The organism is Streptomyces sp. NPDC055189 (assembly GCF_053606765.1).
The window spans coordinates 248516-273068 of the sequence record NZ_JBSGSG010000002.1; the positions used below are offsets into that span (position 1 = coordinate 248516).

General features: G+C 70.9%; 20 protein-coding genes. 11 read left to right on the forward strand and 9 right to left on the reverse strand.

What is annotated here, in order from left to right:
* Nucleotides 1-115: 115 nt before the first annotated feature.
* On the reverse strand, nt 116-2731 hold the full coding sequence (locus tag ACWFR3_RS02870) for a glycoside hydrolase family 3 protein (RefSeq protein WP_453732715.1): 2616 nt from the start codon (nt 2729-2731) through the stop codon (nt 116-118).
* A 386-nt stretch (nt 2732-3117) separates the two neighbouring features.
* Between ACWFR3_RS02870 and ACWFR3_RS02875 the strand changes: the two genes are divergently transcribed.
* From ACWFR3_RS02875 to ACWFR3_RS02885, 3 genes are all read left to right on the forward strand, one after another.
* On the forward strand, nt 3118-4062 hold the full coding sequence (locus tag ACWFR3_RS02875) for an NADP-dependent oxidoreductase (RefSeq protein WP_453732716.1): 945 nt from the start codon (nt 3118-3120) through the stop codon (nt 4060-4062).
* A gap of 128 nt (nt 4063-4190) precedes the next feature.
* Nucleotides 4191-4859 carry a GNAT family N-acetyltransferase gene (locus tag ACWFR3_RS02880; RefSeq protein WP_453732809.1) on the forward strand — a complete coding sequence of 223 codons (669 nt, stop codon included), beginning with the start codon at nt 4191-4193 and terminating at the stop codon, nt 4857-4859.
* Nucleotides 4860-5450: 591 nt separating this feature from the next.
* Nucleotides 5451-5966: an FBP domain-containing protein gene (locus tag ACWFR3_RS02885; protein WP_453732717.1), complete on the forward strand. Its 516-nt coding sequence runs from the start codon at nt 5451-5453 to the stop codon at nt 5964-5966.
* Nucleotides 5967-5969: 3 nt separating this feature from the next.
* Here ACWFR3_RS02885 and ACWFR3_RS02890 read toward each other — a convergent pair whose 3' ends face one another.
* Together ACWFR3_RS02890 and ACWFR3_RS02895 are read right to left on the reverse strand one after the other, a co-directional pair.
* The gene (locus tag ACWFR3_RS02890; protein WP_453732718.1) at nt 5970-6359 is read right to left on the reverse strand and encodes a (2Fe-2S) ferredoxin domain-containing protein; all 390 of its coding nucleotides are present in this window, start codon (nt 6357-6359) and stop codon (nt 5970-5972) included.
* A 335-nt stretch (nt 6360-6694) separates the two neighbouring features.
* Nucleotides 6695-8047, reverse strand: coding sequence for a 6-phospho-beta-glucosidase (locus ACWFR3_RS02895; RefSeq protein ID WP_453732719.1), 1353 nt, complete (start codon nt 8045-8047; stop codon nt 6695-6697).
* Nucleotides 8048-8208: 161 nt separating this feature from the next.
* Between ACWFR3_RS02895 and ACWFR3_RS02900 the strand changes: the two genes are divergently transcribed.
* From ACWFR3_RS02900 to ACWFR3_RS02910, 3 genes are all read left to right on the forward strand, one after another.
* Nucleotides 8209-9087 (forward strand): hypothetical protein, encoded by an 879-nt coding sequence (locus ACWFR3_RS02900; RefSeq protein WP_453732720.1) that lies wholly within the window; start codon nt 8209-8211, stop codon nt 9085-9087.
* 63 nt (nt 9088-9150) lie between these two features.
* Complete coding sequence (locus tag ACWFR3_RS02905; RefSeq protein WP_453732721.1) at nt 9151-10461, forward strand: MFS transporter; 1311 nt, start codon at nt 9151-9153, stop codon at nt 10459-10461.
* Between the two features lie 90 nt (nt 10462-10551).
* A complete protein-coding gene (locus ACWFR3_RS02910) occupies nt 10552-11019 on the forward strand; it encodes an excalibur calcium-binding domain-containing protein (protein WP_453732722.1) in 468 nt (155 codons plus the stop codon).
* A 4-nt stretch (nt 11020-11023) separates the two neighbouring features.
* On the opposite strand, the gene ACWFR3_RS02915 is transcribed toward ACWFR3_RS02910, so the two are convergent.
* From ACWFR3_RS02915 to ACWFR3_RS02940, 6 genes are all read right to left on the reverse strand, one after another.
* Nucleotides 11024-11530 carry a thioesterase family protein gene (locus ACWFR3_RS02915; protein WP_453732723.1) on the reverse strand — a complete coding sequence of 169 codons (507 nt, stop codon included), beginning with the start codon at nt 11528-11530 and terminating at the stop codon, nt 11024-11026.
* On the reverse strand, nt 11527-12525 hold the full coding sequence (locus ACWFR3_RS02920; protein WP_453732724.1) for a 3-hydroxyacyl-CoA dehydrogenase NAD-binding domain-containing protein: 999 nt from the start codon (nt 12523-12525) through the stop codon (nt 11527-11529). Before ACWFR3_RS02920 ends, ACWFR3_RS02915 begins: the two co-directional genes overlap by 4 nt.
* 33 nt (nt 12526-12558) lie before the next feature.
* Nucleotides 12559-13455 (reverse strand): 3-keto-5-aminohexanoate cleavage protein, encoded by an 897-nt coding sequence (locus tag ACWFR3_RS02925; RefSeq protein WP_453732725.1) that lies wholly within the window; start codon nt 13453-13455, stop codon nt 12559-12561.
* A 61-nt stretch (nt 13456-13516) separates the two neighbouring features.
* Nucleotides 13517-14374, reverse strand: a complete 858-nt coding sequence (locus ACWFR3_RS02930) for a TetR family transcriptional regulator C-terminal domain-containing protein (protein ID WP_453732726.1) — start codon at nt 14372-14374, stop codon at nt 13517-13519.
* Between the two features lie 257 nt (nt 14375-14631).
* A complete protein-coding gene (locus tag ACWFR3_RS02935) occupies nt 14632-16581 on the reverse strand; it encodes a beta-N-acetylhexosaminidase family protein (protein WP_453732727.1) in 1950 nt (649 codons plus the stop codon).
* 73 nt (nt 16582-16654) lie between these two features.
* On the reverse strand, nt 16655-17914 hold the full coding sequence (locus ACWFR3_RS02940; protein WP_453732810.1) for an alpha-L-fucosidase: 1260 nt from the start codon (nt 17912-17914) through the stop codon (nt 16655-16657).
* A 118-nt stretch (nt 17915-18032) separates the two neighbouring features.
* Here ACWFR3_RS02940 and ACWFR3_RS02945 point away from each other — a divergent pair, with 118 nt between their 5' ends.
* From ACWFR3_RS02945 to ACWFR3_RS02965, 5 genes are all read left to right on the forward strand, one after another.
* On the forward strand, nt 18033-18728 hold the full coding sequence (locus tag ACWFR3_RS02945) for a FadR/GntR family transcriptional regulator (protein ID WP_453732728.1): 696 nt from the start codon (nt 18033-18035) through the stop codon (nt 18726-18728).
* Nucleotides 18725-19513 carry a creatininase family protein gene (locus tag ACWFR3_RS02950; protein WP_453732729.1) on the forward strand — a complete coding sequence of 263 codons (789 nt, stop codon included), beginning with the start codon at nt 18725-18727 and terminating at the stop codon, nt 19511-19513. The genes ACWFR3_RS02945 and ACWFR3_RS02950 overlap by 4 nt, the downstream gene beginning before the upstream one ends.
* Nucleotides 19514-19624: 111 nt before the next feature.
* Nucleotides 19625-20566, forward strand: coding sequence for an alpha/beta hydrolase family esterase (locus ACWFR3_RS02955; RefSeq protein WP_453732730.1), 942 nt, complete (start codon nt 19625-19627; stop codon nt 20564-20566).
* Nucleotides 20567-20641: 75 nt separating this feature from the next.
* Nucleotides 20642-22213: an AbgT family transporter gene (locus tag ACWFR3_RS02960; protein ID WP_453732731.1), complete on the forward strand. Its 1572-nt coding sequence runs from the start codon at nt 20642-20644 to the stop codon at nt 22211-22213.
* A 100-nt stretch (nt 22214-22313) separates the two neighbouring features.
* A complete protein-coding gene (locus ACWFR3_RS02965; protein WP_453732732.1) occupies nt 22314-24545 on the forward strand; it encodes a terpene synthase family protein in 2232 nt (743 codons plus the stop codon).
* Nucleotides 24546-24553 lie beyond the last annotated feature (8 nt).

Here is a 24553-nt window from a genome sequence, read left to right on the forward strand (position 1 = left end):
ACTCCTGTGTCGTCCGTACTGGTTACGTCTCGTCGGTACTGGTTACGTCTCTTGGACGAGACAGCCCCGCGAGTTGTGACACGCACCCAGGTGACGTGGGTCTCCCTGCCGCCCTCTAGCGCGCCACTCCCGTCAGCCGGATGTCGCGCGACGACGAACCGACGTACACCGCGCGCCGCCCCTCGGGGCGCACCCAGCGGCCGCGGTCGGTGTCCCAGTACGACAGCTGCCGCTCGGCGACCCGCACCGTGATCCGCCGCGACTCCCCCGCGCGGAGTTCGACGCGGTCGAAGGCGGCCAGCGTCTTCGGGGCCATCTCGACACCGGCACCGCGCGGCGCACCCACATAAACCTGCGGGACTTCCGCGCCCGTGCGTCGCCCCCTGTTGGTCACCGTGAACGACACCTCGTAGCCCTCGCCCGCCCGGCGCACGGACAGGTTGCGGTAGCCGAACTCCGTGTAGGACAGGCCGTGTCCGAAGGGGAAGAGGGGTTCGATGCCCGCCTTGTCGAAGCCGCGGTAGCCGGTGAAGATGCCCTCGCTGTACGTGACCACTCCGTCGACGCCGTAGTAGCGCTCGGGGTGGGCCGGGTCCAGGGTGGGATGGTCCGTGTCCTTCTTGGGCCAGGTCACCGTGGCCTTGCCGCCCGGGTTCGCGCGGCCGGTGAGGAGATCGGCGGTGGACCAGCCGCCCTCCTGGCCGACGTAACCGGTGTGCAGGATCGTGCCGACCTCGCGGCGCCAGGGCATGGTCGCCGGGCAGCCGGTGGTCAGGACGACGACCGTGCGCGGGTTGGCCCCGGCGACCGCCGTGATCAGTTCGTCCTGGTGGGCGGGGAGCGTCAGCGTGGTGAAGTCGCCGCCACCGCCCACCGAGCCGCCCGAGCCGTTGAAGGCGAAGACGACCGGGGTGTGCACGCGCCGGGCCAGCTTCGCCGCCGCAGTGATCGAAGCGGCGCGCTGCTGCGGTGTCACCCAGGCGAACCGCACCTGGACCGGACCGCGTCCGTCGATGGTGGCGGCCCAGCCCGTGGCCTTGACGACGACCTGGTAGGACTTGCCGCCGGTGAGCTCGACGGGGTCGGCCTGGCCGTTGTCGAGGCCGTCGGTGGTCGGGACGATCGAGGACCACTTGCGGGCGAAGCTGTCGCGGGCGCCCGCCGCGGTCGTCAGCTCCTTGCCGTCGAGGCTCAGCGAGACCGCCGCGCCCCAGCCCTGGATCTTGAGCGCGTACTCGCCCGTGGTGGGCGGCACGAAGGTGCCGGTCCACTCGGCCGTCGTACCGACGGGGAGGGCCTTGTCGCCGACGAAGTCGACCGTCCTGTCCGTAGGGGCGGGGGTGCCCGCGCTGCCGCTCTTGCGCGTCAGGCCCTTGGGGAACGCTGACGCGGGCACTGCCGTGCCCGTGAGGTCCACGCCGACCTCGTAGGCGATCTTCCGCTTCGTGCTGCGGCGCAGTGCGTCGAGCGGGCTGACCAGGCGGTCCTCGAAGCCGTACGCACGCTCGCCCGAGACCGATGTGGCGACCTGGCCCGCGGTCGGGCCGATGAGGGCGAGGTCGCGCAGCGCGGTGTGCGACAGCGGGAGCCCGCCGTCGTTGGCGAGCAACACGGCGCCCTGTACGGCGACTTCGCGGGCGACGCGGGCGCCGGCCCTGACGTCGATCTTCTTGCGGGCGGGGACGCGGCTGCCGTCGAGCATGCCGAAGGCGTCGTACCGGCCGAGGATGCGGGAGACGGCGGTGTCCAGGGCGGACTCGGGGATGGAGCCGTCTTTGATGGCCTTCTTCAGCGGCTCCCCGTAGAAAGAGCCGTCCCACATCTGCATGTCCTGCCCGGCTTCGAGCGCGGCCGTGGAGTGGGTGGCGCCCCAGTCGGAGGTGACAAAGCCCTTGAAGCCGAGTTCGCCGCGCAGGATGCCGGTGAGGGTGGTGCTCTGCTCGGAGTTCCACGTGCCGTTGAGGTGGTTGTACGCCGACATGACGGAGGCGACTCCGGCGCGGACGACGGCCTCGAAGGCGGGCAGGTACAGCTCGTGCAGGGTCCGGTCGTCGACGACGAAGTCGTACGAGTTCTCCGGCTTCTCGCGGTCGAACTCGTGCAGGCGCTGGTTGTTGGCGAGGAAGTGCTTGGCCTGGGCGAGCATGCCCTGCGCCTGGACGCCCTCGACCTGGGCGGCGCCGATCAGGCCGTTGAGGTAGGGGTCCTCGCCGGACTGGTCCTTGTTGCGGCTGAAGAAGGGCGTGCGGGAGAGCTCGATCTGCGGGGCGAGCAGCACGTCCATGTCCAGGGTGCGGCCTTCGCGGCCCATGACCTCGCCGTACTCGCGGGCGAGTTCGAGGTTGAAGGAGGAGCCGAGGGTGGCGACCGGCGGGAGGCCGGTCGCGGACTCGGTGACGTTCACGCCCGCGGGGCCGTCGCTCAGCCGCAGCTCCGGTATGCCCAGGCGTTTGATGCCCGGCAGGTATCCCGCCTGTCCCAGTCTCCGCGGGTCGGTGGCGCCGTGGACGAGGCTGATCTTCTCGTCCAGGGTCAGACGGGCGACGAGCCCCCGGACGCGGCGCGTGGCGGCGGCCGCGCCCGGGGAGGTTGCGGCTCCGGTGCCTTGGGCGGCCTCGGCTGCCGCGGCGGGCGTCGCCGCGGCGATCGGGCCGGCGGCGGCCACAAAGGCGAAGGCGGCTGCGGTGCCGCCCAGTTGCTTCATGAGTTCACGACGTGTGGTGGCAGGCATGGCGAAATGGCCTCCGAACGCGGCTCTGGGCATGCCGAACTGGGTCGACGACGCCAAGAGCTGAATGCGTCATCCGCGCCAGTGCGGTATTACGGGGCCTGAGTCTTGATTGGTTGAACACTTAAGGTCAAGGCTCGTGTCAGCAAAACTTTGTTGGTCGTTCAGTTTTGGCCGGGCGGCTCGTGGCGCGCCCTCAACTGCCCTCACCCGCCCCCACTCGCCCTCACCCGAGCCGGTCATTGCGAGCTCGTGAACGCTGCGGCGTACGGGGAATAGCAGGGCGATCATGGCGGTCGTCCAAGGTGACACCCACATCGATTTCTGGGTGACGGCTGGATTCACGGCTCGGTTCAAGGTTCGGTTCACGGCTCGAAGCGAGGGAGCACATGTCCAACGCGTACGTATCCACCCGGTTCGGCGGCCCAGAAGTGGAAGCCTTCGTCGACCAGGACCCGCCGGAGCCCGGCCCTGGCCAGCTCCTGGTCGCGGTGCGGGCGGCAGGGGTCAACCCGGTCGACTGGAAGCTGCGGGCGGGCAAGCGGAGGCCGGGGGCACCGCCCGCCGAGTTCCCCGAGGTGCTCGGCAGCGAGGTCGCCGGCGTGATCGAGGCGGTCGGCGCGGGCGTCGAGGGGTTCGCGGTCGGCGACGAGGTGTTCGGCAACCCGGACACCGGCGGCTACGCCGAGCACACCCTCCTGCCCGTCTCCCTCACCGCCCGCAAGCCCGCGGGCCTGACCTTCACGGAGGCAGCGGCGCTGCCGGTCGCGGCGGCGACGGCGTACGACGGTGTGCGTCAGCTGGCTCTGCCGGCCGGGGCGACGCTGCTGATCACCGGGGTCGGTGGCGGTGTGGGCGTGGCCGCGGCGCGGCTGGCGCGGCACTACGGGGTGCGGGTCGTGGGTACGGCGAGCGCGGGCAAGAAGTCCTTCGTCGAGTCGCTGGGTGCGGTGCATGTGCCGGCGGGGCGGGATGTCGCGTCGTCGTCCGGCCTTGCGGACCGGGTGCGGGCGGCTGCGCCGGGCGGTCGGGTCGACGCGGTCTTCGATCTGGTCGGCGGGGAGGATCTGGTGGCGGTGGCGGCCCTCCTCCCCGACCGTGAGGGGAAGCTGATCACGGCCGCGGCCAAGGAGACGGTCGGTGAGCTGGGCGGGGCGGCGGTTGCGCGGGCGCGGACGAGTGAGGTCCTGGACGCGGTGGCCGCGCTTGCCGTCGACGGGGTGCTGCGGCCCGAGGTGTCGGCGACGTATCCGCTGGAGCGGGCCGATGAGGCGTTGCGTGCGGTCGAGGGCGGGCATGTGCGGGGCAAGGTTGTGATTGAGGTGGGGGCGTGAGGGGGGCTGGCCTCGCGGCCTCCGGCGGTGTGGGGGCCGGCGGCGTCAATGCCGGCCTTTCGGTTGCTCACTCCTCGCACTCCTCGCACTCCTCGCACTCCTCGCACTCCTCGCACCCCTCGCACCCCCTGGACAACCCCGCGTACGCCGCGTTGAACGGGCCGCATGCGCGGTTCGCCGAGCGGCGGGGGCGCGTGGTGCGGTATCCGCTGGACGTGTCGCCGTGGCTGGGGCTGCCGGATGCTCCGGAGGCGGGTGACTGGGCGGACCTCGCGGCGCTCTTCGGGCCCGGCGAGGAGGTTCCGCTGGCCGGGGTGCGGGTGGACCTGCCGGCGGAGTGGGAGCTCATGTTCGACGCGGAGGGCGTGCAGTTGGTGGACGCGGGGGTGGCTGCCGCGCCCGATCCGGAGGCTGTGCGGCTCGGGGCGGAGGATGTGCCGGAGATGCTGGATCTGGTCGCGCGCACGCAGCCCGGTCCCTTCCTGCCGCGCACGGTCGAGCTCGGCACGTACCTCGGCATACGCCGCGGGGGTGCTCTCGTCGCCATGGCCGGGGAGCGGTTGCGTCCGCCGGGGTGGACGGAGATAAGCGCGGTCTGCACGGACCCGGCCCACCGGGGTGAGGGCCTCGCCTCGCGCCTTGTCCTGGCGGTGGCCGACGGCATCCGCGCCCGTGGGGAGACTGCGTTCCTGCATACGTCGGCACGGAACACGAATGCGATCCGGCTGTACGAGTCGCTGGGCTTCCGGTTGCGCTACCGGACGCGGTTCTTGAGGGCGCGGGCGCCGGTGGGCTGAGGGGCGGGTGGCGTTGCCCGGTGCCGGGGGTACGGCTCGGCTGCGCTCCGTCTGTGGGTGCGGGGCCGCGCCGGTATGTCCGTCCTCGCCATCCGCTGGTGGGCGCTCGACTGCTTCGGCTGGGGAGTGCCGCGAGCCGTGCTCCGGGCGGAAATACCGGCACGTCCCCTTGCGTCTCGATGCCGGGTGCGGGGGCGTTCCGGTGCGGTGCTGCTCCGGCTGTGGGGGCGGGTGCGCGCCGGTATGTCCGTCCTCGCCATCCGCCGGTGGGCGCTTGGAGGCTTCGGCTGGGGAGTGCCGGTTGCCGTGCTCCGGGCGGAAATACCGGCACACCCCCTCGCGTCTCGATGCCGACTGCGGGGCTGTTCCGGTGCGGTGCTTGCCCGTCTTAGGGGGCGGGGCCGCGCCGGTATGTCCGTCCTCGCCATCCGCCGGTGGACGCTTGGTTACTTCGGCTCGGGAGTGCCGCGAACCGTGCTCCGGGCGGAAATACCGGCACGTCCCCTTGCGTCTCGATGCCGGGTGCGGGGGCGTGGTGGTCGGGGGAAAAGGGGAGGACGGTTTTGGGGTTGCGTTGGTAAATTCCGGATCATGGAACCTATCGGCGAGTCAGAGATCCGCGCGGCCTTCGTCAACTGCTCCAAGGGCGAGGCCCGCAGGCTCACTCTCCCTGCGGGCTTCCCGGAGACGCCCTGGTCCGACCTGGACTTCCTCGGCTGGCGTGACCCCAAGGCCCCGGACCGCGGCTACATCGTGACCGAGCGGGACGGCAAGTACGTGGGCATCGCGCTGCGCGCCTCGACCGGCGCGCGCAAGAGCCTGCTCAAGTCCAGCATCTGCTCGGTCTGCGTCACCCCGCAGTCCGGCTCCGGCATCACGCTGCTCGTGGCGCCCCTCTCCGGCCCGGCGGGCAGGCAGGGCAACTCGGTCGGCATCTATATCTGCGCGGACCTCGCCTGCTCCCTCTACGTACGAGGCAAGAGGACCACGGCGCTGGCCCGCCGCTTCGAGGAGAGCCTCACCCTGGAGGAGCAGAACGCACGCACCGTGGCGAATCTGCACGGCTTCCTCGACAAGGTCCTCGAAGGCTCGAAGTCGGCGGCCTGAAGCTCACGCCTTCCGGGGGTCGACCACCTGCAGCGTGAGCGCTGCCGCGGGCGCCGCGATGCCCGGTCCGCCCGCCTCGGCCCACGCGAGTATGTCGTCGATGGACTCGTCGTCCATGGCGAAGCCGACCCAGACGGCCCGGCCGCCTCTCCGGCGCCCTTCTCGCGAGGGCTGTACGACGATGATGTTCGCCTGCCCGCAGGGCCCGAGGCACTCGCTCGTACGCACCGCGAACTTCCCTGCCGACTCCGCGGCAGCGGCCCGCATCCGCGCCAGCTGCCAGTCATGGTCGATGCCGGGGTGCTTGCGCGCGTCACCGCAGCAGCAGCCCCGGCACACGACGAGTGTGCAGGGGCGGGAGGCAGCGGATCCGATGGAGATGACGGGACTCATCCGCTGATCATCGCAGCCCCGCGCCCACTCCCTCACAGCCGGTTCGGTGAAGGACGGACCGTACATATCCCAAACCATCGACGGCCCGCAGCCGGCATCGAGACACGAGGGGGTGTGCCGGTATTTCCGCCCGGAGCACGGTTCGCGGCACTCCCGAACCGAAGCAGTTGAGCGTCCGGTGGCGGATGGCGAGGACGGACATACCGGCGCCGCACCGCAACGCCCCCGCAGCCGGCAGCGCTCGCAAGGGGACGTGCCGGTATTTCCGCCCGGAGCACGGCAACCGGCGCAGCCCCGCACCCACAGACGGACAAGCGCCAGGCCCCCGGCCAGAATCAGCGCAAGTAGCCCAGGCCCGGATGCACCTCCCGGTACCCCTCCACCAACCGCCGCGCCACCGCCACCGAATCCACCAGCGGATGCAGCGCGAACGCCTTGACCGCAGTCGTGCGTGAGCCGCTCTCCGCAGCGGAGAGCACCTCCCTCTCCACCGCCTTCACCCCGCACACCAGCCCCGTCGCATGCCCCGGCAGCGGGTCGACGGACATGGGATGGGCGCCGTTGGCGTCGACGGAGCACGGGACCTCGATCACCGCGTCGGCGTCCAGGGCCGCGAGGGTCGTGCGATTGCGGACGTTGAGGATCAGCGTCGTGCGCTCGTCCCGTGCGATCGCCCGCATCAGGGCGAGGGCGACCTTCTCGTACCCGCCGGACTCGAGATCCTCTGCCGCACGCTCCCCGACCCCCGCGGCCTCCCGGTTCTCGGCCATGTACGTGGCCTCACGTTCCGCCCGCGTCGCGTCCCACGCCGCAAGTGCCGAGGAGCTATCCCCTGGCTTACCCAACTCCGAGTAGAACCGCGCCTGTTGGTCCCGCAGGAACGCGCCCCGCGTCTGCTTCGCCTCCTGGTAGGCCAGGACCGCCTCGCGGTTGAAGTAGTAGTAGTGCAAGTACTCGTTCGGGATGGCGCCAAGGGACTGGAGCCACTCCGCGCCGAAGAGGCGGCCCTCCTCGAACGAGCCGAGGAGTTCCGTGTCGCCGAGGAGCCGTGGCAGCTCGTCGCGACCCGCGATCCGCAGGCCCCGCAGCCAGCCCAGGTGGTTGAGGCCCACATAATCGATGAACGCCTCGTCGGGGTTGCCGCCCAGCATGCGGGCCACGCGGCGGCCCAGGCCCACCGGCGAGTCGCAGATGCCGATGACGCGGTCGCCGATGTGGCGGGACATCGCCTCGGTGACCAGACCCGCGGGGTTGGTGAAGTTGATGACCCACGCGTCGGGGGCGAGCCGCCGCACGCGGCGGGCGATGTCGACGGCGACGGGAACGGTCCGCAGGCCGTACGCGATACCGCCCGCACCGACCGTCTCCTGCCCGAGTACGCCCTCCGCAAGGGCCACCCGCTCGTCGGCCGCCCGCCCTTCGAGACCTCCCACCCGGATCGCGGAGAAGACGAAGTCCGCACCTCGCAGGGCCTCGTCGAGGTCGGTGGTGGCCGTGACGGCGGGCGCGTCCGGCACCCCGGACGCCTCCGCCTGCTCGGCGAGGACTCGGGCGACGGCGCCGAGCCGGCCCGCGTCCAGGTCGTGCAGCACGACCTCGGTGACCCGGCCTTCGGCATGGTCGCCGAGCAGCGCGCCGTACACGAGCGGAACGCGGAATCCGCCGCCACCGAGAATGACCAGCTTCACGTCTCAACCACCTTCTGTCGGAGCAGATGTCGGAGCAGATGTCGCAACAGCCACCGGAGCACCTGTCGACCTGTCGACCTGTCAGAACTCACCCGTGGACAGAGGTCACGTTACGTACGATTGCCCGGCAGCGATCGACCCCCCACGGAGGTAGCGCACCGATGACACCCCTCAAGACGTCCGCGAAGGCAGCCGCCGCCCTGCTCGGCGCCCTCGCGCTCACGACGGCGACCGGCACCGGCGCGTCGGCCGACAGCGCACCGAGATCGCCCGGCGGCTGGCAGGAATCCGGCGTCTCGTCCGTCAACTCCCTCACCGGCAGCCAGGGCCTGGCGAGCCGCGCGGACGGCAGCCTCCTCTACCGGGGTCTCGCCTCGGTCCCGCTCGACCTGCGGATGAAGGGCTGGACCCACATAGGCGACCCGGACATAGCCGACGGCCACACCGTCGACGCCTATCAGGGCGGCGACGACGCGAAGTCGAAGATGTTCGCCGTCACGACGCCCGGCGGGAAGCGCTACCTCTACGAGCACAAGCTCGACGCGGGCGAGAAGCTGAACAACTCCTTCGCGGCCGTCTCGCCGGACAAGCAGTGGCTGGTGTCGGGTGAGTGGGGCGACCAGAACCGCCTCCAGGTCTTCCCCGCCCCGCTCCTCAACTCCTCGACCCCGCCCACCGGCGGTGCGCTCCCCCAGGCCGGTCAGATCTCGCTCGACAAGCCGGTGCGCGACATCCAGGGCTGTGACTTCGTCTCCGCGACCCGCCTCGTGTGTGCGTCCAACGACGGGTCGAAGGAGCTGTGGCCCCAGGACCGCCCCGTCCTTCAGGTGGACCTGGAGCACGCGCTCGACGGCAAGCCCGTCACGGGCAAGGTCACGAGCCTGTTCGCCGTCCCGCAACGGAGCATCTGCTCGGGCACCTTCGAGACGGAGGGCGTCGACTACGACACCGACCGGCGCACGCTGCGCGCCGAGGTCGTACCGCCGGTGCCGTGCCTGGTGACGACGTCGGTGTACTCGTACAAGCCGACGACGGGCTGACCTGCACACAGCCTCGACACGCCGGACGTGTGCGGGCGGGCCGGGCGGGGGAAGGTCGTGATCATGACACAGCAACCCCGGCACGAGCCCGTGCCCGTGCCCGACACGCTCCCCGCCAGGACCCGCCGGCCAGTCCGGCAGCTGCTCGCCGCGTCGGTGGGCAATGCCGTGGAGTGGTACGACTGGTACGCGTACACGTTTCTCGCGACGTACATCGCCGACCAGGTCTTCCCCAAGGGCGCGGACAACTCCCTCGTGCCGCTGCTCTCCACGTTCGCCGTCTTCGCGGTCGGCTTCTTCATGCGGCCGGTCGGCGGTCTGCTCATGGGCGCGGTCGCCGACCGGCGGGGGCGGCGTGCCGCGCTCACGGTCACCATCCTGTTGATGGGCGGCAGCAGTCTGCTGGTCGGTCTGACGCCGACGTACGCGTCCGTGGGCGTGCTCGCGCCGGTCGTGCTCGTTCTCGCGCGGCTGCTCCAGGGGCTTTCCGTCGGCGGTGAGTTCGCGGCGTCGACGACTTTCCTCGTCGAGTCGGCCGGGCCCGGACGGCGCGGTCTCTTCTCCAGCTTCCAGTACGTGTCGACGAGCGCGGGCCAGCTCGCCGCGTCCGGCGTCGCGGCCCTGCTCGTCGCCACGCTCTCCGACGGGCAGATGGACGGCTGGGGCTGGCGGCTGCCGTTCTTCATCGGTGCGGCACTCAGCCTGGTCGGCTTCTGGATCAGGCAGGGCGCGTACGAGACCCATCAGGCACCGCAGGACGAAGCCGAACGCCCCGGCCTGTTCGACGCCCTGCGCAAGTATCCGCGCCAGTCCCTGCTGATCTGCGGCATCACGGCGGGCGGCACGATCGCGTACTACACATGGACGTCGTACCTTCCGACGTACGCCGAGCTCAACACCGACATCAGCAAGAGCCAGGCCCTGCTGTCCGGCACCCTCTCGCTCGCGTTCTTCGCGCTGCTCCAGCCGGTCGGCGGACTACTCTCCGACCGCTTCGGCCGCAGGCCGCTCCTGCTCTTCTTCGGCATCGGCTTCGCCGTCCTGAGCGTGCCGCTCCTGCGCTCCCTCAACGGCTCGTTCGGCTCGCTCCTGATGGTGCAGTGCGCGGGCATGGTGCTGCTCACCGGCTTCACGTCGATCTCGGCGGCGGTGAACGCGGAGGTGTTCCCGGCGCGCGTACGGGCCGCCGGGATCGGCTTCCCGTACTCCCTGACCGTCGCGCTGTTCGGCGGCACGGCCCCGTACATGGGCACCCTGTTCAAGGAAATCGGCAACCCCGGCCTCTTCCCCTGGTACGTGGCCGTGCTCTGCCTCGCGTCTTCGGCGGTGTATCTCAGGCTCCCGGAAACCGCCCACAAGGAGCTGGAGCATTAGTCACGGATCTATCACCGCTTGCACAAAATACCTTCACAACTGACCGCGCAGGACTAGCGTCGTGCCTCTTTCCCGCACCAAGGGGGCACCATGGCCAATCCGTTTCCCGCGCCGCCGTCAACGCCGAGACCCGCACCCAAGTGGGCACGCAAGCGTTTCGCGCTGCCCGCCCTCGCCCTCACCTTCCTCATAGGCCTCGGGGCCGGTCTAGGCGACGACGGCAGCACCGACGCGAAGGCCTCGGCCAAGGAGACAGGCCCGACGCCGACCTTCACGGCCACCGCCACTGCCACAGCGACCGAGACGGCGAAGCCGAAGCCCGCCCCCACGGTCACCAAGACCGTCAAGGTAACGAAAACGGTGAAGGCCACCGTGACCGCTCAGCCGGAGGCAGCCGACCCCGGCTCGGCCGACAGCGGCACGGGCGGGGGCGGCAGCGTCTCCTACGGGAACTGCAGCGAAGCGCGCGCCGCGGGAGCCGCACCCGTCCACCGCGGTGAGCCCGGCTACGGCCCGCACCTCGACCGTGACGGCGACGGCGTCGGCTGCGACACCTGAGCGGCTACGACTGACGGGGCACCGTGGCGATCGAGCGGCCCGCCCACTCCGGGGGAGTTTGTGCGAGCGAGGTGAGGTGCTCGCGGATCGTGTCCGGGAAGGGGGCCGAGCGGCCCGTGTTCTGGTCGACGTGGATGGCGAGGAGTTCGGTGGTTGATACCGGGGTCGCCTCCGGGGCGATGTCCGCGTCGGGCTCCTCGACCACGTACAGCTCGTGCGTGAAGCGCGCCTTCTTGGCGTCCGCGCCCAGGATGCGGGTGCGGACGGCGAGGTGGGCGCCCTCCGCCACGTCGTCGAGATAACGGATGTGCGCCTCGACCGTGTAGAGGGAGCAGCCGGTGGACTCGCGGTATCCCGCGTGCAGGCCGGTCTCGATCATCATGGCGTCGGTGGCGTAGCCGAAGACGAGGACGTAGAACGCCTCGCTCATGTGGCCGTTGTAGTCGATCCACTCCGGTCGCACGGTCCGGTGGAGGAGCGGGAGGGGCTCGACGGTCGTGGACTCGCTCACTTGGTGTCCTCCTTCGTGCGCTGCTGCGGCAGGCGGCCCGTGGCCCGCAGTACGTCGATGACGCCCTGGTCGCGCTCGGCCACCAGGTCGGCGATGGTGCGGCCGTCCGCCGCGTCGTCGCATCCGGCGACCACGGCGTCGTACAGCTTCTTGTCGAGCTCGGGGGCTTCCAGGCGCGTCCACGGCGACTTAAGGGACGGGCCGAAGTGGTCGAGCATGTGGGCCATGCCGCCCTCGCCGCCCGCGAGCGCGAAGGTGAGCATGGGGCCCATGAACGCCCAGCGCAGGCCGGGGCCTTCGGTGATCGAGTCGTCGATCTCCTTCACCGTGGCCTCGCCGTTGGCGACCATGTGCAGGGCCTCGCGCCACAGGGCTTCCTGGAGCCGGTTGGCTATGAAGCCGGGGACCTCGCTCGCCATGGTGATCACGGACTTGCCCGCGACCTCGTAGAAGCGCGATGCCCAAGTGACCGCGTGCGGGGCCGTCTTGTCGCCGCCGACCACCTCGACGAGCGGGATCAGGTAGGGCGGGTTGAAGGGGTGCCCGACGACGAGGCGGCCGGGGTCGGCCGCATCGGTCTGCATGTCGGTCATGGGGTAGCCGGAGGTGGAGGAGGCGATGACCACTCCGGCCGGGGCGGCGGCGTCCAGCTTGGCGAGGAGGTCGCGCTTGAGCTCCAGCTTCTCGGGCGCGCTCTCCTGCACGAACTGGGCGTCCGCGACGGCCTCTTCGAGGGTGGGCTTGACGGTGAGGCGGTCCGGCGACGCGCCCTCGGCGAGGCCGAGCTGGGTCAGCGCGGGCCAGGCGGCAGCCACCAGGCGGCGCAGCTTCTGCTCGGCGTCGGGGGCCGGGTCCCAGGCGGTGACGTCGTAGCCGCGGGCGAGGTAGTGGGCGACCCAGCCGCCGCCGATCACTCCGGCGCCGACGCAGGCGATGCGGCGCACGTCCTCGGGGGCGCAGGGGGCGGGGGGCGTGGTGATGTCGATGTCGCTCATGGAGGGGTCCTACTCGTCGTGAGGGGGGGTAGTTCAGGCGCGGGACTTGAGGCCGAGCTTCTGGCGGGCCTCGTCCGGCGTGGCGACGCGCGAGCCGAGGTTCTCGGTGATCTGCACGGCGCGCTCGACGAGTTGGGCGTTGGAGACCTTGTTGCCCTTGCCGAGGTAGAGGTTGTCCTCAAGGCCGACGCGGACCTGGCCACCGAGCAGGATGGACTGCGCGACCCACGGCATCTGCATGCGGCCGAGCGCGAAGCTGGCCCACTGGGCGCCTTCGGGAAGCATGTTGACCATGGACTGCAGGACGCCCGGGTCGGCGGGGGCACCCCACGGGATGCCCATGCAGAGCTGGAAGACGGTGGGGTTGTCGAGCAGCCCTTCCGCGAGCAGCTGCTTGGCGAACCAGAGCTGGCCGGTGTCGAAGATCTCCAGCTCGGGCCGCACACCGAGCTCCTGGATGCGCTTGGCGCCCTGGCGGAGCATGTCGGGGGTGGAGATGTAGAGGTTGTCGCCGAAGTTGAGGGAGCCGCAGTCCAGGGTGCAGATGTCGGGCAGCAGGTCCTCGACGTGCGGGAGGCGGTCGAGACCGCCGACGAGGTCGGTGCCGGGCAGCTCGCCGAGCTCCTTCAGCGGCTGGACCGGGTCGATGACCAGGTCGCCGCCCATGCCCGCCGTCAGGTTGATGACGACGTCGGTGCCGGTCTCCTTGATGCGCTCGACGACCTCGCGGTACAGACGGGGGTCGCGCGAGGGGTCGCCGGTCTCGGGGTCGCGTACGTGGATGTGCACGACGGCGGCGCCGGCCTCGGCGGCCTCCACCGCGGAGGTGGCTATCTGCTCGGGGGTGACGGGGACGTGGGGACTCTTGCGTACGGTGTCGCCCGCGCCGGTGAGGGCAGCGGTGATGATGACGTCCTGATTCACGGGCATGGTGAACTCTCCCTCGGGGGTGGGGTGTTGGAGCTGTGCTGGTGCTCTTCTGAAGATGCGTCTACGCGTCGCCGTGCGGCGCGGCGAGTGTCGCGTCGACGTACACGAGCAGCGCCTCGTGCATGTCGTCGGGAGTGGTGCCGTCCGTACCGGGAGTGGTGGCGAGCACCTGGGTGGCGAGGCCGTCGATCAGCGCGGTGAGCCGCAGGGCGGCGGACTGCGGATCGACGAGGCGAAACACACCCTGGTCGACACCGCGCCGGATGACGTCGGCAACGGTCGCGCGCCACTGCCGGTAGTAGTCGGCGTGCAGCCGCCCCACGGCGGTGGAGCGGGCGGCCTCCGCCCACAGGTCCAGCCAGACGCTCCACTGCCAGCGCTGTTGCGGGGTGCGGGGAATCTGGAGCTCGATCAGCTGGCGCAGCTCGTCGGCGGCGTCGGCCGCGTCGGCGACCCGGGCGGCGCGGCGGGCGGTGTCCTCGTCCATGCACCAGCGGACGGCGGCCTCCAGGAGGTCGTCGCGGCCGGGGAAGTGGTAGTGGATGGCGGCGGTGCTGGTCGCGCAGGCTTCGGCGATGTCCGCGACGCGTACGGCGTGGAAACCGCGCTCCGCCACGAGCCGTACGGTTTCGCGGACGATCTGGAGGGGGCGGCCGCCTTCCACCGGGGCGGCGGGGGTACGTTCCCGGCGGGCCGGGGTGGTCACGACATTTTGGGCGCCCAGGAGCCAGCCCGCGTCCACGCCGCCGGTGTCCGCGATGCGGGCGAGCTCCGCCGCGGTGAAGCGGCGGGTGCCGCCCAGGGAGCGGGAGAGCTTGGAGGGGTCCATCACGATGCGGCGCGCGAATTCACGCTGCGTCGCGCCGGCGTCGGCGATGACCTTGCGGACTCGGTCCGCGACCTCGGGGTCTTGCTGCATGGGCGGTTACGCTACCCGCGCATTGCGCTGATCGCAATCTGCGGGGCGTCCTTCTCCAGCTAGACCACGCTATTGCGATCCTGACTGATGTATCAGTTACCGCAACGGCGTGCCCTGCCATCAGAACTGGCGCCGCTTTCACCGCCACCCGGCATCGGGGCGTTGTGCCCACCCGTTCCGCCGTGCGGAACGCCTGCCCACAACAGGGACGGCAGAACGGGTGGGTGGGTGGGAGACATCCGCCGCGAAGCGGCGGGTCAGGTCCTGTCCTGGACTCCCTTCACGAACTCATCCAGGTACGGGTCGGCGATCTTCACCTGGCCCAGTTGGTGATGCTCCGCCGGGTCCACGGTGATCGCCCGTGCCTGTCCCGCCAGGGACTCCATCGCCGCGCGCTCCCGCGCCGCCCCGGCGTCATCCCCCTTCTGGGCGGCGGTCAGCGCCGCGAGCCCATGTCCCAGCGCGGAACCCCACAGCTCCGTCGCGTCGAGCCACTGCTTCGCGTCGTGCAGGAACTGCTCGTCCGGCACCCCGGAACGCAGCACCGCCGGGACCTTCTCGATCTCCTTGGCGGTGGGCCGCAGCACCCGTACCGCCCCGGAGGGGTCACTCTCGTACCGCTTCCAGAAGGCGTCCAGCTTCGGTCCGAGCACGGGTGACTGCGGCTGCCAGTTCGACTCGCCGAAGGTCGGCGCCGCGTGGTTGAGGTCCACGAACGTCTGCACCGCGTCGGCGACCCGCTCGTCGCCCCCGGCGAGATACAGCGCCGCCTGCCGCCCCGACCGCGCCCGCTCGTATCCCCGGTCGTTCCAGGAGAAGTCGTTCATGGTGAAGACGGCGAGCTTGCTGGCCCCCTCCTGGTTCATCGGGTTGGACACGATGCCGCTCAGGTGACCGGACAGGCCGGGCTCGCGCTTGTCGTAGGGCGCGAGCAGCAGCCGCCCGGCCGTACGCGCGAAGTCGTTGACGGGGTAGTTGTCCCAGACGAACACCTTCCGTCCGAAGAGCTCGGCTGCTTTCTCCGCCTGGGAGTTGGTGATCTCCGGCGGGACCACGTCCGTGCCCGTCCACATCACCTCCACCGCGCCGTCGAGCTCGGCCCGCATCGTCTGCTTGTACGCGGTGTCGGTGAGGTCGCCGTACTCCGTGGGCACCATCTGCAGCGGATTGGCGTCCTCGTGCTTGGCGATGAAGTCCCGCTGGATGGTGTTGAGGAGCCCCACCTGCGCCTTCGCCGCGGGCCCGCGGCCCGGCTCGCCGAACTTCGCCTTGTCGGCGTCGCAGTTCCACTTGGTGTAGCTGATGTCGTCCAGCGGGACGGAGAAGGACCGCACCCCCAGGTCGTACATCGCCTGGAGTTTCGCCGTCAGCGCCTTGAGGTCTGCCGGGTCGGAGTAACAGATGGAGCCGCCCGGCGAGACCGCGAACGTGAAGCGCACGTGGTTGGCGCTCGCGCGGTCGATCAGCTTGCCGAGTTCGGCGAGCTTGTCCGCCGGGTAGGGGTCGCGCCACTTCTCGCGGTGGTAGGGGTCGTCCTTGGGCGCGTAGACGTACGTGTTGGCCTTCGTGTCGCCCAGGAAGTCCATCTGGTCGAGGCGTTCGGCCTCGGTCCAGGGCGGGCCGTAGAACCCTTCGATGCTGCCGCGCAGCGGCATGGCCGGGAAGTCGGAGACCTCCGCGCCCGCTATTCGCCCCTTCGACATGAGCTGGCCGAGGGTCTGTGCCGCGTAGAACTGCCCGGTCGCGTCCTTGCCGCCGAGCGCGACGGTGCGGTGCCCGGCCCGCAGCGCGTATCCCTCGGCCTGCTCGGGCACCTTCGTCGCGCCGAGTGCCTTCGCGATGTCGGGCCTGGTCGCCGGGCCGAGCAGGATGGTCAGCGGGGCGCGGCCCGACGCCTTCGCCCGTACGTCGATGTCACGCACCCCGTGGGCGCGCAGCGTCTCGGTGACGCCGCTCCTCGCCGCCTCGTCGGTGTCGTCGGCGACGACGAGTTCGGCGCGCCGGGCGAGCCGCACGTCGTCGCCCGCGCGGGCCATGTGCTGCGGGGTCGGGGAGACGACCGGAAGCCGGCGGGCCGCGGCGCCCTCCTGCGCCGACGGAGGCTCGGCGGCGGCCGACGGTGCCAGGGGGATCGCCAGGGGAATCGCCAGGACGGCCAGCGCGAGGAGCGCCGTTCGAGGTCTGAGAGCGCGAGTGGTGCGGGGCATGAGGCCTCCGGATCTCGTGACTTCGTGACTTCGGGGTGGGGGTGGGGGTGCGGATGCGGGGCGGATGCGGGGGTCAGTCCCGCGTGTGCGCGCCGTACAGGTCGAGGTCGCCGTCGAGTTCCAGGGCGATGACCGTGCACAGCGGATCGAGCTGGTCGTCGGTGAGATACACGTACTCCCAGCCGGGTACGTCACCGAGGCCGCCGACCCTCTCGTGCCGGGCGGCGGTGTCCGAGCCGAGCACGCGGGCGGACGTCACGCCGTTGCGTACGCCTCGCAGCACCACGTACTCGTTGGGCCGGTCGAAGAGGAACAGGTAGAGGGTGCGGCGGTCGGCGGAGAGCGTCGAGGGGCCGTAGAAGTGGCCGTGCGCAAGGCCGCGTCCCGTGCCGTAGACCGCGTCGGCGTGCCGGGACGTCCACTCCCCCAGCGCTTCGAGGCGCTCGGTCTGTTCGGGGAGCAGCGTGCCGTCCTCCTTCGGGCCGACGTCGAGGAGCAGGTTGCCGCCGCCTCCGATGGTCTCGACGAAGACGCGGACGAGCTGGCGCGGTGACTTGTGGCGGGTGTCCTGCGGCTGGTAGCCCCAGGAGTCGTTGACGGTGAGGCACAACTCCCATGCCTTGGCGGGCGGTTCGATCGGTACGCCCTGCTCGGGGGTGGCGTAGTCGCCGTGCCCGGTGAGCCGGCCGTTGACGACGGTGTGCGGGGAGAGCGCCCGGATCTCCTCGGCGAGTTCCGCCATCCGCCACTGCTCCGCGCTGCGCTCCCACTCGCCGTCGAACCACAGCAGGTCCGGTTCGAAGCGTTCGAGGAGTTCCCGCACCTGTGCGCGGTGGAAGGCGAGGAAGGCCGCCCACCTCTCCTCCGATTCCTCGCCGGCGGCGGGCATCGAGTAGGCGTTGCCGCGCTCGGCCGGGTCCTGACCGTCGGGGCGCACGGAGGCGTAGTCGGGGTGGGACCAGTCCAGGTGCGAGTAGTACAGGCCGACCTTGATGCCGCGGGCGCGCAGGGCGGTGACGTAGGGGGTGATGAGGTCGCGGCCCGCGGGGGTGCGCTTGACGACGGACAGGTCGCCCGCCGCCGTGTCCCAGAGGGCGACCCCGTCGTGGTGCTTGGCCGTGAGGACGGCATAGCGGGCGCCCGCGCGGACGAAGAGGTCGGCCCAGGCATCGGGGTCGTAGGCGGCGGCGGTGAAGCCTTCGAGCTGCGCCATGTAGCGGTCGTAGGGCACCCGGTCGTCGAAGAAGGACCAGGACTCGGCCACTCCGTCCACGCTGTAGATGCCCCAGTGGAGGAAGATTCCGAGCTTGGATTCCGTGAACCACGGCTGAATCACGCGAGCAGGCTAGGTCGAGAAAGATGGCATGTACAAGGGGGCGTGGGAACGCAAATTCCGGTTGGCCCTGTCATGACCATTGACCGAGCTAGAGACCAAGTGATTTATTCACTTCATGAGTTACGGCAGTCAACCCTCCCTCTCCGAGCGCCTCGCGGACGACATCGTCGAGATCATCCGCACCGAACGCCTCACCCCCGGCGACGCCCTCGCCTCCTCCCGCGAGCTGGCCCGCCGCTTCGAGGTCACCACACCGACCGTGCGCGAGGCGCTGCGCAGGCTGGAGGCCACCGGAGTGGTGGAGTTCCGGCACGGTTCAGGGACGTACGTGGGCCCGGGCGTGGACCGCAGGCTCCTGGCGAACCCGCATCAGCCGCGCAGCGACCGCGCCTCGGTCCTCGAACTGGTCGGCGCCCGACTCGTCCTGGAACCGGCGATCGCGGCCGCTGCCGCGCGCTCCCGCTCCGCGGACGGGATTCGGCAGCTGTCCCTCGCCACCGGCAACGCCCTGCTGCCGCCCGAGGAGTCCCTGCGCCAGTCCGTGCACTTCCACGTGGCGCTCGCGGAGGCCAGCGGCAACGCACTGCTCAGAGAAGCGGTCGAGGCCCTGCTGTACGTGCGGGCACGCGAGCAGGTGGAGATCCGGCACCGCTACAACGACCGCGAGCGCGACCACGCCGAACACGTCGAGATCTACGCGGCGGTACAGGCCGGTGACGCGGCGGCGGCGGAGCGCCTCACCCGCGAACATCTGACGGCGATCCGCGACGCGGTACTGGCGGCGGACTTCCCCGGGGAGGGCTCCCGATGAACGACACCCCCACTCGACGCCCGTACCACCTGGCCGAGATGACCACCGTCGAAGCCGCCGACGCGGTCCGCGCGAGCCCGCTCGTCATCATTCCCGCGGGCGCCTTCGAGCAGCACGGACCCGGCATGCCGATGGCCACCGACACCATCCGGGCCGAGCATGTCGCCGACCTGGTGGCCTCGCAGCTCGCCGGGCGTGCCGTCATCGGGCCCTCGCTGGGCATCGGGGTCTCGCCGCACCATCTGGCCTTCGCGGGCACGGTGAGCCTGTCGACGGGCACGTTTGCCGCGCTCGTGCGTGACTACGTGGAGAGCCTGCACCGGCACGGCTGGCGGGACGTGCTCGTGATCACGGGGCACGGCGGCAACAACGCCACGCTCAGCACCGTCGCGCAGGACCTGCTCGTCACCCACCCCGGCCTGCGGTTCGCCTGGACCCCGCTGACCACGCTCGCCCCGGACGCCGTCGCGGCCATGCGGCCCAGCGAGGTGCACGGGCACAGCGGTGAGGCGGAGACCGCCCAAATGCTGTACCTCGCACCGGAGTTGGTGCACCGCGAACGGCTCACCCCCGGGTCCGTCACCCAGGACGATCTCGACCCCCTCTCCCGGCTGGCACGCCGGGGCGGCCACCCCGCCCTGACCCTGCCGTACGACCGGCTCAGCCCCAACGGCGTACTCGGCGATCCGCGCCGCGCCACGCCCGAGGACGGCCGCGCGATCGTGGACGCCGCCATCCACCGCATAGTCACCTTCGCCAAGGAGTGGCTGGACATCACGGGCTGACGCCCCGTCACCCCCTCTGTTCCCCGGCCTCCCTGAGCATCCGCACCTCTCCCACCCCCTCCCTCACCCCCAGCCGTCGGCGCCCCGCGCCGCCGGCGGAAGGAGCCTGCCTTGAAACGCGTACTGTCCCGCACGGCCGCCTCTGTCATCGCCGGACTCACCCTGCTCGCGGGGGTGAACCTCACCTCCCCCGCGTACGCGAAAGCCGGTGTCCCCGGATGCCGCCAGGCCGACCCCCAGCCGCCCGGCACCACCGCCCCGCACACCCTCACCAGCGGCGGCCTGACCCGCACCTACCAATTGCACCTGCCCAAGGGGTACACCGGCGATCGCGAGTGGCCCGTCGTCCTCGCCTTCCACGGGCGGGGCAACACCGGCAGCGGCACGGAGGAGTTCAGCAAGCTGTCGTCGCTGCCCGCGATCGTCGCGTACCCGGAGGGTGTCGTCGGCACCGGTGACGGGCAGCGGCAGGCGTGGCAGGGCGCTCCGTACGCCGCGCCCGGCGTGGACGACGTGGAGTTCACCGGTGATCTGCTCGACTCGCTGGAAGCACGGCTCTGCGTGGACGAGCGGCGCGTGTACGCCACCGGGAAGTCGAACGGCGCCGGGTTCACCGCGCTCCTCGCCTGCCGGATGTCCGACCGGATCGCCGCCATCGCCCCCGTCGCCGGCGCGTTCTATCCCGGCACCGGCGAGAACTGCCGCCCCTCCCGGCCGGTCCCGGTCATCGACTTCCACGGCACGGGGGACGCCACCATCCCCTACGGCGGCGACCCCGACCGCGGGCTGCCCGCGCTGCATGACTGGCTCAGCACCCGCGCCGGCCTGAACGGCTGCCGCACCCGCACCCCGGACCGGGCGACCGCCCCGGACATCACCGAGTCCCGCTGGACCGACTGCAAGGCAGGCGCCGAAGTCCGTCATGTGGCCGTCACGGACGGCGGGCACACCTGGCCCGGCGCCGACAGCTACAGCGGCGGCGGCTACACCACCCAGAGCATCGAGGCCCACGAGGCCCTGTGGAGCTTCCTGCGCCGCCAGCACCTGCGCTGAGCCACCTGCGCTGAGCCGCGCCCTCTCCCGCTCACCCCCTCCCCTCCTCTCCTCACCCACTCCCGCGGAGCCGCCATGTCATCCCCGCCCCCAGCCCTGCCCGACGCACCGCCCCCACCACCCTCCACGGATCCCCCGCTCCCCCGCCTCATCCGCGCGATGGCCGTCGTCGAACGCGCCGGGAACGCGCTGCCGCACCCCTTCTGGCTGTTCTGGATCCTCTCCGGCATCCTCGCCGTGATCAGCGCGGTCCTCGCCGGGTTCGACGTCTCCGTCATCGCGCCCGGCGACGGCAAACACGTCTCCGTACAGAGCCTGCTGAGCGGCGACGGACTCGCCATGGCCGTCTCCACGATGATCGAGAACTTCGCCGCGTTCCCGCCGATGGCGACCATCGTCGTGGTCATCATGGGCGTCGCGGTCGCCGAACGCAGCGGATTCCTGGCCGCGTTGATGAAGGTCGGCGTCTCCCGCGTGCCGGCGTCCTGGGTCGTCTTCGCCGTCGCCTTCGCGGGCACGGTGTCCCATGTCGCGTCGGCCGCCGCCTACGTCATCCTCGTACCGCTCGGCGGGCTCGCCTTCCGCGCCGTGGGCCGCTCCCCCGTGCTCGGGATCGTCGTCGCCTACACGTCCATCGCGTCCGGCTACGACGCGAGCCCCGTGCCGACACCGAACGACGCGATTTTCGCCGGGATCACCACGGCGGCCGCGAAGATCGCGGGCGGCGACGACGCGTACGTGTCGCCGTTGAGCAACTGGTTCTTCAACATCGCATCCTCCTTGCTGCTCGCCGCCGTCATCACGCTGGTGACCCGCTTCGTCCTGAGCAAGCGGCCCGATCTCGACCCGGACCCGGACGCCGATCTCGACGACATCGACGCGCTCACCCTCAGCGACCGAGAGCGCTCGGCCCTGCGCCGGGCGGGCATCAGTTTCCTGGTGGCCGCCGCGGCCCTCACCGCGGCCGTCGTACCGGTCTCCTCGCCCCTGCGCGGTGAGGGCGGAAGCATCGTCGAGTCACCGCTCCTGGACGGCATCGCGGCGATCGTCGGCTTCCTCTTCGCGCTCGTGGGTGTCGTCTACGGGCTCCGCTCGGGGTCCGTGCGCAAGGCCGGCGACGTGCCGAAGCTGATGGTCGAGGGCGTCAAACAGATGGCGCCCGTGCTCGTCCTCTTCTTCGCGATCGCCCAGTTCCTCGCCTACTTCGACTGGACGCACATCGGCGACGTCCTCGCCGTCAAGGCCGCCGAGCTGCTCGAACACAGCCAACTGCCCATCGTGTTCGTCTTCCTGCTCATCCTGCTGCTCCTGACCGTCGTGAACGTCATGGTCACCAGCGGGTCCGCGATGTGGGCGCTTGCCGCGCCGGTCCTCGTACCGATGCTGATGCTCGTGGACGTCCCGGCCGAGACCACGCAGGCGCTCTTCCGCATCGCCGACTCCGGTTCGACGGCCATCACGCCCATGAGCCCGTACTTCGTGATGGCGCTCGGCTTCCTGCAGCGCTACCGCAAGTCGGCGGGGCTGGGCACGCTCGCCTCGTACACGCTGCCGCTCGCCGTCGCGATGACCGCGGCCTGGACGCTGCTCTTCCTCGCCTGGTGGGCGCTCGGCATCCCGCTCGGCCCCGGCGCTCCGGTGCGCTGACGTCACGCGATGGTGTGACGCTGCGGCCTCCGCCGCATCGGCCTCCCTCGCGCGGGTAGTGCTCCGCTGCCCGTAAGCCACCGCGCGAGGAGAACGCCGCATGCCGCAGCCCTTCGAACTGCCCACCTTCTACCTGGCGCACCCCGCGAGCCTCAACCCCCACGTGGAAGGGGCGCGGGAGCACTCCGGGACGTGGGCGCGTGACATGGGGATGCTGGAGGGCTCGGGTGTCTGGGAGCAGCGGGACCTGGACGCCCATGACTACGCGCTGCTGTGCGCGTACACCCACCCGGACTGCGACGGCCCCACGCTGTCCCTGGTCACCGACTGGTACGTGTGGGTGTTCTTCTTCGACGACCACTTCCTCGAACTGTTCAAGCGGACCCGGGACCGCGAGGGCGGCAAGGCCTATCTGGAGCGGCTGCCCGCCTTCATGCCGCTGGACCTGTCCGCGCCCGTGCCGGAGCCGACGAATCCGGTCGAGGCGGGGCTCGCGGACCTGTGGGCGCGCACGGTGCCGCACATGTCGACGGACTGGCGGGCCCGGTTCGCCGAGAGCACCGAGAACCTGCTCAACGAGTCGCTGTGGGAGCTCTCGAACATCAACGAGGGGCGGGTCGCCAACCCCGTCGAGTACATCGAGATGCGCCGCAAGGTGGGCGGAGCGCCCTGGTCGGCGGGGCTCGTCGAGTACGCGACGGGCGCGGAAGTCCCCGCTGCCGTCGCCGGTTCCAGGCCGTTACGCGTTCTGAAGGAGTCGTTCTCCGACGCCGTCCACCTGCGCAACGACCTCTTCTCGTACCAGCGGGAGATCGAGGAGGAGGGTGAACTCTCCAACGGCGTCCTCGTCCTTGAGAAGTTCCTGCACTGCACCACGCAGGAGGCGGCGGACGCCGTGAACGACCTGCTGACCTCGCGCATGCAGCAGTTCGAGAACACGGCCCTGACCGAACTCGCGCCGCTGTTCGTGCAGTCCGGGCTGCCCGCGAAGGAGTGCGCGGACGTGCTCGCGTACACCAAGGGCCTTCAGGACTGGCAGTCCGGCGGGCACGAGTGGCACATGGTCTCCAGCCGGTACATGAACAAGGGCGGCGCCTCGCCTTCGCCGCTCGCGGGACCCACCGGGCCCGGCACGTCGACCGCAGGTATCAAGGCGCTGATCGCCGCCACGGGCGCGGAGCGGCTGCGCGCCCACACGCACGTTCCCTTCCAGCGGGTGGGTCCTTCCCGGCTCCCGGACTTCGACCTGCCGTTCGAGACGCGGCTCTCGCCCCATCTGGCGGCGGTCCGCCCGCTTACCGTGGACTGGGCGGACCGCATGGGCATGCTCGGACCGCAGCCCGGGGTGCCGGGCTCGGACATCTGGGACGCGCGCAAGGTGCACGGCTACGACTTTCCGCTCTGCGCGGCGGGCATCCACCCGGACGCGGACCTCGAAGCCCTGGTCCTGAGCTCGGCCTGGCTGACCTGGGGGACCTACGGGGACGACTACTTCCCCGCGGTCTTCGGCAGGCCCCGCGACCTCGCGGGAGCCAAGCTCTGCAACGACCGGCTCTCGCTCTTCATGCCGCTGGACCTCGACGGCATGCCGGTCCCGGTCAGCGCCATGGAGCGCGGCCTCGCCGATCTGTGGGTCCGTACGGCGGCGCCGATGGACCGGGAGGCGCGCCGCACGCTGCGCACCGCCGTCGAGGTCATGACGGCCGCCTGGCTCTGGGAGCTGGACAACCAGGCGCAGAACCGTATCCCCGACCCCGTCGACTACATCGAGATGCGCCGCCTCACCTTCGGCTCCCCGCTGACGATGAGCCTGTGCCGCCTCGGCCACGGCCCGAAGGTCCCGCAGGAGATCTACCGCACCGGGCCCATGCGGAGCCTGGAGAACTCGGCCGGTGACTACTCGGCCCTGATGAACGACGTCTTCTCGTACCAGAAGGAGATCGAGTACGAGGGCGAGCTCCACAACGGCATCCTCGTCGTCCAGAACTTCTTCGACTGCGACTATCCGACGGCCCTCGGCATCATCGACGACCTGATGAAGTCGCGCCTGAGCCAGTTCCAGCACGTCGTCGCCCACGAACTGCCCGTCCTGTACGACGACTTCGGCCTTCCGCAGGAGACGCGGGACATCCTCGACGGTTATGTGCGCGAGCTGGAGAACTGGATGGCGGGCATCTACACCTGGCACCGCGACTGCCGCCGCTATCGCGAGGAACATCTGTCGCACGGACCGCTGCGGGCCCCCTCGGGGTTCGGCATGGCGGCCGTACGGCCGGACTGGCTGCGGGAGTTCGGCGGGGCCGCCCGACTCCCGCGGGCCCTGCCCGGTTAGCCTGCCCG